9 protein-coding genes and 3 tRNA genes are annotated in these 10904 nt (G+C 65.9%); all 12 read right to left on the bottom strand.

Annotated features, from left to right (window positions below):
- On the bottom strand, positions 1-727 hold a 727-nt coding region (locus BMW75_RS04840), incomplete at its 3' end, for an elongation factor Tu (protein ID WP_139208493.1).
- A 55-nt stretch (positions 728-782) separates the two neighbouring features.
- Positions 783-857, bottom strand: a tRNA-Thr gene (locus BMW75_RS04835).
- A 12-nt stretch (positions 858-869) separates the two neighbouring features.
- Positions 870-943: transfer RNA gene (locus BMW75_RS04830), tRNA-Gly, on the bottom strand.
- Positions 944-1090: 147 nt separating this feature from the next.
- Positions 1091-1177, bottom strand: a tRNA-Tyr gene (locus tag BMW75_RS04825).
- Positions 1178-1290: 113 nt separating this feature from the next.
- Positions 1291-2454, bottom strand: coding sequence for an iron-containing alcohol dehydrogenase (locus BMW75_RS04820; protein ID WP_092577261.1), 1164 nt, complete (start codon positions 2452-2454; stop codon positions 1291-1293).
- Between the two features lie 46 nt (positions 2455-2500).
- Entirely contained in the window at positions 2501-3889 is a 1389-nt protein-coding gene (locus BMW75_RS04815; protein ID WP_092577258.1) for an aldehyde dehydrogenase family protein, read from the bottom strand.
- A 30-nt stretch (positions 3890-3919) separates the two neighbouring features.
- Positions 3920-5305: a glutamine synthetase family protein gene (locus BMW75_RS04810; RefSeq protein ID WP_092577255.1), complete on the bottom strand. Its 1386-nt coding sequence runs from the start codon at positions 5303-5305 to the stop codon at positions 3920-3922.
- 57 nt (positions 5306-5362) lie between these two features.
- Complete coding sequence (hisN, locus tag BMW75_RS04805; protein WP_092577253.1) at positions 5363-6169, bottom strand: histidinol-phosphatase; 807 nt, start codon at positions 6167-6169, stop codon at positions 5363-5365.
- Positions 6170-6351: 182 nt separating this feature from the next.
- On the bottom strand, positions 6352-7353 hold the full coding sequence (locus BMW75_RS04800; RefSeq protein ID WP_092577251.1) for a Bug family tripartite tricarboxylate transporter substrate binding protein: 1002 nt from the start codon (positions 7351-7353) through the stop codon (positions 6352-6354).
- A gap of 154 nt (positions 7354-7507) precedes the next feature.
- The gene (locus BMW75_RS04795; protein ID WP_092577249.1) at positions 7508-9103 is read right to left on the bottom strand and encodes a rhodanese-like domain-containing protein; all 1596 of its coding nucleotides are present in this window, start codon (positions 9101-9103) and stop codon (positions 7508-7510) included.
- Entirely contained in the window at positions 9103-10296 is a 1194-nt protein-coding gene (metC, locus tag BMW75_RS04790) for a cystathionine beta-lyase (RefSeq protein WP_092577245.1), read from the bottom strand. The genes BMW75_RS04795 and metC overlap by 1 nt, the downstream gene beginning before the upstream one ends.
- 2 nt (positions 10297-10298) lie before the next feature.
- Positions 10299-10886, bottom strand: a complete 588-nt coding sequence (locus BMW75_RS04785) for a cysteine dioxygenase family protein (protein WP_076518309.1) — start codon at positions 10884-10886, stop codon at positions 10299-10301.
- Positions 10887-10904: the final 18 nt, after the last annotated feature.

The raw sequence follows: 10904 nt of genomic DNA, 5'->3' as shown, positions 1-10904 counted from the left end.
CGCCGACCTTGATGATGCCGCGTTCGATACGGCCGGTCACCACGGTGCCGCGACCCGAGATCGAGAACACGTCTTCAACCGGCATCAGGAACGCGCCGTCGATGGCACGCTCAGGCGTCGGGATGTACGAGTCCAGCGCGGCAGCCAGCGCCAGGATGGCCTGCTCGCCCAGTTCGCCCTTGTCGCCTTCCAGCGCCAGCTTGGCCGAACCCTTGACGATCGGGGTGTCGTCACCCGGGAAGTCGTACTTGGACAGCAGTTCGCGAACTTCCATTTCCACCAGCTCGAGCAGCTCGGCGTCGTCAACCATGTCAGCCTTGTTCAGGAAGACGATGATGTACGGCACGCCAACCTGGCGGCTCAGCAGGATGTGTTCACGCGTTTGCGGCATCGGGCCGTCAGCGGCCGACACGACCAGGATCGCGCCGTCCATCTGGGCTGCGCCCGTGATCATGTTCTTCACATAGTCAGCGTGGCCCGGGCAGTCAACGTGCGCGTAGTGGCGCGATTCCGTTTCGTACTCGACGTGGGCCGTGTTGATCGTGATGCCGCGGGCCTTTTCTTCAGGAGCTGCATCGATCTGGTCGTAGCCCTTGGCTTCGCCGCCGAACTTGGTCGACAGAACGGTCGTGATCGCCGCCGTCAACGTCGTTTTGCCGTGGTCAACGTGACCAATCGTACCCACGTTCACGTGCGGCTTGGTACGTTCAAACTTGCCTTTTGCCATGGCTGACTCCTGACCTGGATTGCGCTTCTGACTGAAGAAAAGAATTTGGAATTCGTGGTGCCCATGGCGCGGATCGAACGCGCGACCTCTCCCTTACCAAGGGAGTGCTCTACCACTGAGCCACATGGGCATTTAAAAATCTTGGAGCGGGTGAAGGGAATCGAACCCTCGTCGTAAGCTTGGAAGGCTTCTGCTCTACCATTGAGCTACACCCGCGGCAAACCCTTTCACCTTCTCTTTCCCACACCCTTCGAAATCAAGGCCTTCGCAAACCTGACGCCTTCTTTGCGAAGGCAACCTAAGCTTGCTAGGCCTTACATTGCAAATCCAGGCAAACCGCGCCTGGATTCGGGAATGGGTCTCTGGTGGAGGAGGTTGGATTCGAACCAACGTAGGCGCAAGGCCAACAGATTTACAGTCTGCCCCCTTTAACCACTCGGGCACCCCTCCAGCGGAGAACTTGAGATTATGAACACTTTCAAATCCGCTGTCAAACCATTCGGACGAAAAATTCAAAATTTCTGTTCTTCCTCCGCCGCGTTTCCGCGCAGAGGGGGCGAAGCTTACAGGTTTCCGCGAATTGCTGCACGAAAAAGCTGAGAATATTGTCCGGCCGAGAGGTTGATGGGGTTGGTGCCGGCGGACGGTTCCTGGCTTGCCATGTGCCCCACCCGTTCGGCCTGGGCGTCGTCCAGGCCGATTTCCGCGAGGCTGTGGGGAATGCCGACCGCCTCACGCAGCGCCAATACCCAGTCGAGCACCGCGCCCGGGCCCGCCTGCGGCAGGCCGAGGTAGCGGGCCAGCGTTTCGAGGCGCGGCGCCACCGCCTGTTGATTGGCCTTGAGCACATAGGGCATCAGGATGGCGTTGAGCAGGCCGTGGTGCGCGTCATACAGCGCGCCCAGCGGGTGCGCCAGCGCATGCATGGCGCCCAGCCCACGCTGGAAGGCGGTGGCGCCCATGCATGAGGCCACCAGCATCTGCTGGCGCGCCTGCAGGTCGGCGCCGTTTGCCACCGCCTGAGGCAGGTATTCCTTGATGAGGCGCATGGCTTCGACGGCGATGCCGGCCGCCATGGGATGGTAGACCGGCGAGCAATAGGCCTCCAGGTTGTGCGAAAGCGCGTCCATGCCGGTGGCCGCCGTGATGCGCGGCGGCAGGCCGACCGTGAGCTGAGCGTCCAGGATGACGATGGACGGGAGCATGCGCGCATGGAAGATGATGCGCTTGACCTGCGCCGACTCGTCAGTGATGACGGATGCGCGCCCGACCTCCGAGCCGGTGCCCGCCGTCGTCGGCACGGCCACCACGGGCGCCATTCCGGAGACATTGACGCGCAGGTAGTTGTCCCCCACGTCTTCGAAGTCCCACAACGGACGGTCCTGGCCCACCATCAGCGCGATGGCCTTGGCCGCATCCAGTGCGGATCCTCCGCCGAAAGCGATTACGCCGTCATGGCGGCCGCGCTTGAATGCCGCCACGCCGTCGTCGACGTTGCGCCCGGTCGGGTTGCCCTTGATATCGTGGAACACCGCGCACCCAAGGCCCGCCTCACGGCATGCACGCTGGGCGTGATCAAGCATCGGCAACGCGGCGAGTGCCGGATCGGTCACCAACAAGGGCCGTTCCATGCCCAGCGCCCGGCAATGATCGGGCAATTCATCGATGCGGCCAGGGCCCACCTTGATCGCGGTGGGATAGTTCCAGTTGACGGACGGCACGGTCATGGTTCGATTTCCAGAGACTTGGTATTGATGTCGGATTGAGTCGGTATCACACGCTGCGCAAGTGGAAGGACTTGGGCTGCGTGAGCTGTTCATATCCCACGGGCGACAGCGACGCGCCGCGGCCGGAGTTCTTGACGCCGGTCCACGCAAGCGCGGGGTCGAGATAGTCACAACGATTCATGAAGAACGTGCCGCAGCGCAATTGGCGGCCAATGTTCAGCGCCGCTTCGTCGTCCTGAGTGAACGCCGCAGCCGTCAGTCCATACGGGCTGTCGTTCATGAGCGCAATGGCCTGTTCGTCGCTGTCGACGGGCATGATGCCGGCGACCGGGCCGAAGCATTCATCGTTCATGATGCGCATGCGGTGATCGACCTGCGTCAGCAGGGCCGGCGCGACATAACACGAGCTTTCACTCGCATTGCTGAAATGCGAGGGATCAATCACGTTCACTGCGCCAGCGCCGATTGCTTGGGCAATGACGTCGCGAACCTCGGCCGCAGCGCGCGTGCGTACGACCGGGCCCAGCGTCGTTTCCTGCCGCAGCGGGTCACCCAGCGCGTAGCGTTCGGTCAGTGCGGCGGCGCGTTCGACGAATTGGTCGTACACGCCGCGGGCCACATAGATGCGCTGGATGCCGCAACACGACTGGCCGGAATTGAAGAACGCGCCGTCCACCAATGCATCCACGGCCGCCTCCAGGTTGGCGTCCGCCCTCACGTACGCGGGATCGTTGCCGCCCAGTTCAAGTCCCACGCCGATGAAGCGTCCCGCCGCGCATGCCTCGACCTGGCGCCCCCCGCGCACGGATCCGGTAAAGGACACATAACCGATCTCGGGTGCGCGGATGAGGCGCTGCGTGATGTCATGGTTGGCGTGCAAATGCTGGAAAATGCCCTTGGGCGCCCCCGCGTCGCGGAAGGCGCGGTCGATGAGCTCGGCGCACAGGGGTGTCTGATCCGAATGCTTGAGGATGACGGTATTGCCTGCCATCAAGGCCGGCACGATGCTGTTTACCGCCGTGAGCAGCGGGTAGTTCCACGGCGCGATGGTCAACGCCACGCCGATGGGGTCGCGGCTGATGAAGCGGGTAAGACCGGACTGCGCGGGCGCGGCAATGGGCGCCAGGGCCTGCCCCGCGATTGCGATCATATGGCGGGCCCGGGCCTCGAAGCCGTCGACCTCCAGGGGAGCGTAACGCAATGGGCGGCCCATCTGGATGGTGATGGCCCGCGCGATCTCGTCCTTGGCCGCCACGAATCGGTCTACCGCGTCCGACACGATGCGCCCCCGCGCCTGCACACCCAGCGCGTGCCAGCCGGGCTGCGCGGCCTGGGCGTCGGCCAACGCCTGCGCGATCTGCGCTTCGCTCGCGTAGGCCCGGCGGACGACTTCGCGCCCGTCGATCGGGCTGATGGTGATCAGTTCATCGGTCATGGCAAGGCCTGTGGCAAGCGGTGGACGGAATCAGATGATTTCAAAATAACGCGCCAGCTCCCAGTCGGTGACGTGGCGCCGGAACTGGCGTTCCTCCCATTCGCGCGTCGCGGCGTAGTGCTCGACGAATGCGTCTCCGAACAGCAGCCGCGCGGCTTCCGAGCCCCGCAGACGCTGCGCGGCGTCCCACAGCGTCAGAGGCAGGTGCAGATGCGCGGGAAATTGCTGCGTGTAGGCGTTGCCCTGCACCATGGGCTCGGGCGAGAGGCCCTGCTCTATTCCGTACAGACCGGAGGCCAGCGCCGCAGCCAGGGCAAGGTAGGGATTGGCGTCCGCCGATCCGATGCGCACTTCGACGCGCTGCGACTTGTCGCTGCCGGGGATGAGACGCAGCGCTGTGGTGCGGTTCTCCATGCCCCACGTGGCGTCCAGCGGCGCCCAATAACCGGGCACCAGGCGCGAATAGCTGTTGATGGTCTGCGCGTAGAGCGCCATGAACTCGGGCAGGTACCGCTGCACCCCGCCCATGAACGCCGCCTGCGTGGCGCTGATGCCGTGCGGCTGCGACTCGTCGAAGAAGGCGGACAGCCCCGTCTTGCGGTCGCGCAAAGACAGGTGGATATGGCCGCTTTGGCCAGGGTGTTCGGGCGACCACTTTGCCATGAACGTGGCCATCAGGCCGTTCTGCTGCGCGAGCGCCTTGGTGAAGGTCTTGAACAGGAAGGCCTTGTCTCCCGCCGCCGCCGCATGGTCCACGGCGATCGCAGCCTCCAGCACGCCCGGCCCGGTCTCGGTGTGCAGGCCTTCGATGGGCATGTCCATGCGTTCGCACATGTCGAGCAACTTGCGGTAGAAGTCGCCTTCCACCGTGCTTCGCAGCATGGAATATCCGAAATTGCCGGGTGTCCAGTTCTCCAGGTTGCGGTAGTGCTTGGCGCGCACGGAATGCGGCGTCTCGCGAAACATGAAGAACTCGTACTCCAGCGCCGCATAGGCGTCGTAGCCCATGCCGGCGGCGCGGTCTATCACGCGGTGCAGCAGGCGGCGCGGACAGATGGCGCCGGCGTCGCCTTCGAATTCCGCCAGGAACAGCAGCATGTCTTCGCCGCCCGGCCCCTGCTCCAGCGTGAGCCGGCGCGCGGTCTGCGGCACGATCCTCAGTTTTGCGTCGGGGTAGGCGGTGTGCCAGCCGGTGTACCGGGTGTTGTCGTAGAGCTGGTCGTCCAGGTCCCACCCGAACACCACGTCGCAAAACGCCAGTCCGCCGTGCAAGGCGCCCAGGAACTTGTCGCGCCGCAGGTATTTGCCCAGCATGACGCCGTCCACGTCGGACAGCCCCACCTTGATGTGCGAGAGCGGGCTGGATTGCACCAGCCGCTGCGCATCTTCCACCGTTGCTACCCCTAGTGCATGCATGCCTGTTCACCTTGTGGCTGAAGCGTTGCGTTGAACTGCGGGTGGGCGGCGCGCCGGTCAGGCCATGGCCGCCCCCAGCAGCCGCATCGCTTCGCGATGCAGCTGCGGCGTGGCGGCCGCGATCACGCGGCCCTGCGATTGCAGGCCCAGCGGCTGTCCCGTCCAATCGGTCATGACACCGCCCGCGCCCTCGACCACGGGCATCAGGGCAAGGTAGTCGTACGGTTGCAGGCCGGCCTCCACGACGAGATCGATGTGGCCGCTGGCCAGCAGCCCGTAGCTGTAGCAATCGCCGCCATAGCGGCGCATGCGGGAGGCGGCGGCCAGTGCGTCAAAGGCGGCAAGTTCGGCGCCGCTGAAGATGTCGGGCGAGGTGGCGTAAAGAATGGCCTCTTCCAGCGCGGCGCACGTGCTCGTCCTGCACGCGCCGCCGTTCAGGCGGGCCGCGGCGCCCGCCGCGCCGATCCAGCGTTCGTCCAGCATGGGGATGTCGATGAGGCCCAGCACCGGCCTGCCCCGGTGCAGCAGCGCCAGCAACGTGCCCCATAACGGGTTGCCGGAAATGAAGGCGCGCGTCCCGTCTATGGGGTCCAGCGACCACACGAGCTCGGCCTCGGCGCGCGAGGCGCCGAATTCTTCGCCGAATATGCCGTGATCGGGATACTGTGCGGCGATGGCCTCGCGCAGGGCTACCTCGACATCCCGGTCCGCTTGCGTGACGGGACTTTCGTCGGCCTTGGTGTCCACCGAGAGCGGATGCCGGAACCACTTGCGCGACAAGGGGCGCACGCGGTCCGCGAGAGTCTGTGCGAACGCGGCGTACGCAGCAAGCTGATCCGCGGACAGGGCCGGGAAACTCTGCATCGTTGCCCTCCCAAATGGCGAGCGGGGGATGACCGGGAAAAAAGGCGCGCGCATGCGCGCTGTCCCAGTCTAGGCAGGTTGCCTCAGCTTTGCAATCGCGGACCGGACGGTGAAACCCCGACTTGTCGCAACGGGCGGCCGGGGGAGACACGCAGGCCGTGCCGCCCCCGGCCATTGCGCGTTCAATCCAGGGACACGCCGGCCGTCTTCACCATTTCGGCCCAGTAGGCGGTGTCCTGCTGCAGGCGGGTCTTGAAGGCGGCCGGGGCGCTGCCCACCGGCTGGCTTCCCCCGCTGTTGATCTTGGCGATCACGGCGGGCGACTTCATGGCCTGGTTCACGGCCTGCGCCAGGTAGGCAATGCGTTCGGGAGGCGTGCCTGCCGGGGCGAACAGGCCGTACCAGTCATCCGCGGTGATGCCTTCCAGGCCGGCCTGTTTCAAGGTGGGCGCGCTCTTGAAAATGCCGACCCCGTCGCCGTGGCTCATGGCGAGGATGCGCAGCTTTCCTGCGGCCACCATGGGCTCGGCCGACGCGGGCGACGTGATGAGCATGTCCACCGTGCCGCCCATCAGGTCCGTGATGGCGGGCGCCGCCCCGCGGTACGGCACGTGCACGAGCTTGACGTCCGCCTTCTGCGACACCAGGGCGCCCATCAGGTGGCTCATGGTGCCGTTGCCGGGCGTCGCATAGGTAATGACGCCGGGCTGCTTGCGCGCCGCCGCAAGATAGTCGTTCAAGCTCTTGTACGGGCCCTCGGTGCGCGACACCAGCACCAGCGGCGCCGAGGTGATTTGCGAGATCGGCACGAAATCCTTCAGCGGATCGAAGCCGACGTTCTTGTACAGGCGCGGATTGACGGCCATGACGCTGGTCTGGGACATGACGAGCGTGTAGCCATCGGGCTTGGCGCGCGACACTTGCGCCGTGCCGACGCTGCCGCCCGCCCCCGAGCGGTTCTCGACCACCACGCTCTGGCCCGTGATGGCGCCCAGCTCCTGCGCGATCAGGCGCGCGACGCCGTCGTTACCGCCGCCGGGTGGAAACGGCGAGACCACGGTGATGGCCTGTTTCGGAAAGTCGGCCAGCGGTGCGGGCGCCTGGGCATGGGCCGCGATTCCCCACAGCAAACCGGCCACCGCCGTGACGGCGGTCCTGCAAGCGTGCAATGCGTGTTGCTTCATCTGGATTTCCCCTTGAGTTGGCGGCCGGTTGATCGGCCGTCCTTTGCATTCCGGTTCGCCATGAACCGTCCGCACCCCGGCCGCCATGGCCGCCGGGGCGTATTGATCAGGTTGAAGCGTGGGCCGCGCCGTGAGTTGCGGCGCGGCGCAGGTGTCAGCCGGCCGGGAACCGGTACGCGGCGCGCTCCCGTTCGTCGATCTGCCTGACCAGGTTGGTTTCCCAGGCGAGATACTGGCGCGCCGCGGCCTTGTTGCCGTCATGACGGTCATGCACGAAGAACAGATAGTCGATGCAGTCGCCGTCGGCCGGATCCGCGGGCGTGGATGCCAGCGGGATCCCCTGCGCGGACCAGCTCTCGGGCGTGCCGGTGTTTGCGCTGACGTCCCGCAAGCCCGACGCGCGCAGATCGTTCGCGGCCCAGGCTGCGAGCGCGGCGTCTTCGGCCAGGAGGATCACGGGACGCGCCGGATCGAGCGGCAGGCGGTCCAGGCGCGGACGGATCGACCAGCGCGCGCCAACGATGTGGTTGGCCCGATACCGCATGCTGGGGCGGATATCGATGGCCTGGGCGCCTTGCACCAGCGCTTGCGAGAGCTCGGCATCGGACAGGACCGCGATAGGCGGGACTGGCGTCTGGACCGGTTCGTTGACCAGCGCGGCGCCAACGCCTTCTTCAAGCGTGCAGGCCTCCCAACCCATTTGCCGCAGCCAGCTTGCGACGACAGGGGCGCGCACGCCTTCGGCATCGAACACCACGATGCGCGCGCCGCGCACGGCCAGGTACTGGTCCGTTGCCTGGATGAGCTGGCCGCCGGGCGCATGCTGCGCGCCTGGCAGGGAACCCTGTGCGAATTCTTCTGCGCTGCGCACATCGCACAGGAACGTGGTGCGCGTTGCGTCGCCCAGCCAGGCCTGCACCTGGGCGGCGTCTGCCGTGGGCACGCCATGGCGCTGCGCAAGTTGCGCGGAACGCTGGGCCAGCGCGGGCACGTCCGCGGGCGGGATGTCGTCGCTATAGCGACGGCGTGCGCCGTGTTCGAGCTGCAGGTCTTCCAGATACCAGCCCTGCGTGCCGTTCTCGAGCGCGTAGACAGGATTGGGGACGCCCAGGTTGATCAGCGTCTGCGCGCCGATGATGCTGCGCGTGCGGCCCGCGCAATTGATGACGATGGTGGTGTCCGGCCGCGCGGCCAGCGTATGGGCGCGCAGCGCCAGCTCGCCGTTGGGGCAGCAGATGCCGCCGGGAATGCTCATCTTCTGGTATTCGGCAAATGGCCGGCCATCCAGCACGATGAGATCGTCGCCGCGCCGCTGGCGCTCGGCCAGTTCGCGCGCACCGATGCGCGGGGTATGGAAAACCTCTTCGGCCAATTCGCCGAAAGTCTTGCTGGGCACGTTCACGCCGGCGAAGGTCGCGTAGCCATCGTGCTGCCACTGTGCGATGCCCCCCGCCAGGCGGTGCACGTCCGTGTAGCCCAGCGCGGCAAGCGCCCGCGCGGCGCGCGCCGCGGTGGGGTCTTCGCCGCCATTGTCGTAGACCACGACGCGCACGCCGCGCCGCGGTGCGAGGCGCACGATGTCGACCTCCAGCCGGCTGTAGGGCACCGGCGCGGCGTAGAACAGATGGGACTCGCCGTATTGGCCATGCTCGCGCACGTCCAGGAGCGCGATTTCGCCACCATCGTGCAGCCACTGCTTGAGCGTATGCGCGTCGACGTCGGCGTGGGTATGGTCGTGAAGGGACTGCATCATGAGATTCGGAGAGAACGGAGGGGTTGGGACAACGCGGCAAAACCGCGTTCCAGGTCGGCGATGAGATCGTCGGGATCTTCCAGGCCGATATGCAGGCGCAGCATGGGGCCGCGCACGTCGCTGCCGGGCAGCGACCGTGCGCCCTGCAGGAAAACCGGGATCACCAGGCTTTCGAAGCCGCCCCACGACGCGCCGATGCCAAAGAGCTGCAAACTGTCGATGAGCCGCTCCGCATCGGCGTCGGTGTGCGCGTCGGACAGTTCGAGGGTCAGCAGGCCGTTGGCGCCGCAGCAATCGCGCAGCCAGAGAGTGTGAGCGGGATCGCCGGGCAATGCGGGACACAGCACGCGGGACACTTCGGGCCGCGCCTGCAGCCATTGGGCGACCTGCATGGCGCTGCGGGCGTGCTGCGCCATGCGCAGCGGCAGCGTGCGCATGCCGCGCAATACCAGGAACGCGTCATCGGCCCCGACGGTCTGGCCAAAGTCGATCGTGGCGCGTTCCAGCGCGCGCCAGGCGCGTTCGTTCGTGACCACGGCGCCCATCATGACGTCGGCGTGCCCGCCCAGATATTTGGTGGCCGCCAGAATGGAAATATCGGCGCCCAGGGTGAGCGGCTTCTGTACCAGACCCGACGCCCACGTGTTATCCACAGCCAGCCAGCAATCGTATTTTTTCGCGGTTGTGGATAACTCGATGAGGTCGGGCATTTCATACGTCAGCGACCCCGGCGACTCCGCATAGATCATGCGGGTGTTCGGACGGATCAGCGCCTCGATGCCCGCGCCATCGGGCCGGTAATACGTAATTTCGATCCCAAATCGCGTCAGGTGCTCGGCGCAGAATCTGCGCACCGGCTCATAGACGGCGTCGGTGATCAGAACGTGGTCGCCCGCGCGCAGATAGGCAAGCAGGACGGTGGCGATCGCGGCCTGGCCCGTGGGGTACAGCTTGGCGCGAAAGCCCGCTTCCAGCTCGATCAGCGCGTCTTCCAGCGCATGGGTGCTGTCGGTGCCGCGCGCGCCGTATGACGGCAGGCGCTCCTGTTCGCGGCGCGCCCGCGTATCGCGCCAGGCTTGCACGCTGTCGAATACGTAAGTGCTGGCGCGGGAGACCGGGGTGTTGACCCAGCCTTGATGGGGACGCCCTGCTCGCAGCAGGCGCGTCGCGGACCGGTAGGGCTTGCTCATGATCAGCGTCGCGTCTGCACGCCGATGGGCATGATCTTGCAGGTGCCGGTCTCCAGGTCGAAGCCCAGGCGCTGATCCAGGGTTTCCAGCGCGCGTCCGTACATGTGCAGGTGGCGGATGACGCTGTCGCCCTGGATTTCGACGGCGTGGATGTCGTCGGGCATCAGCGCGATGCCGGTGCCCGGCCCCACCACGACGGTATCTATCTTTTCCAGCTTGCCCACGCCGGGCACGGAACCGTCGTCGATGCGGTCGTAGACGTAGTTGGTTTCCACGCCTTCGACGGCCGCGATGCACGCCCAGGTGGTGTGGTTGTGCGGCACGATCTTCTTGCCCGGACGCATGACGTTCAGATAGAGCGCATAGCTTTTGTCTGCGTCCTCGGCGATGAGGTAGCGGGCCTGGCGCTCATCCCCCTCGGGGGCCGGATAGCGGTCGGCGCCCCACCACGCGGTATTGCCGGCCAAGGCGACAAGATCGTCCAGCACGGACTGGAGGCTGTCGCGGTTCAGGCCCTTATTTCCTACAGTTTTTTTAATATTTTCGACGGTGCTGTCGATGCCAGCCTGATGCGGATGTGCGGTGCTCACGTTGACTTTCCCTCTTGT

It is taken from the genome of Achromobacter sp. NFACC18-2, from assembly GCF_900108985.1.
Lineage (GTDB): Bacteria > Pseudomonadota > Gammaproteobacteria > Burkholderiales > Burkholderiaceae_B > Achromobacter.
This window is presented reverse-complemented; position numbering and strand designations above follow the sequence as displayed.

Coding starts and splice junctions, on each gene's coding strand:
- BMW75_RS04810 (WP_092577255.1), bottom strand. CDS start 5,305: ATGCATGCACTAGGGGTAGCAACGGTGGAAGATGCGCAGCGGCTGGTG.
- BMW75_RS04800 (WP_092577251.1), bottom strand. CDS start 7,353: ATGAAGCAACACGCATTGCACGCTTGCAGGACCGCCGTCACGGCGGTG.
- hisN (WP_092577253.1), bottom strand. CDS start 6,169: ATGCAGAGTTTCCCGGCCCTGTCCGCGGATCAGCTTGCTGCGTACGCC.
- BMW75_RS04815 (WP_092577258.1), bottom strand. CDS start 3,889: ATGACCGATGAACTGATCACCATCAGCCCGATCGACGGGCGCGAAGTC.
- metC (WP_092577245.1), bottom strand. CDS start 10,296: ATGAGCAAGCCCTACCGGTCCGCGACGCGCCTGCTGCGAGCAGGGCGT.
- BMW75_RS04820 (WP_092577261.1), bottom strand. CDS start 2,454: ATGACCGTGCCGTCCGTCAACTGGAACTATCCCACCGCGATCAAGGTG.
- BMW75_RS04795 (WP_092577249.1), bottom strand. CDS start 9,103: ATGCAGTCCCTTCACGACCATACCCACGCCGACGTCGACGCGCATACG.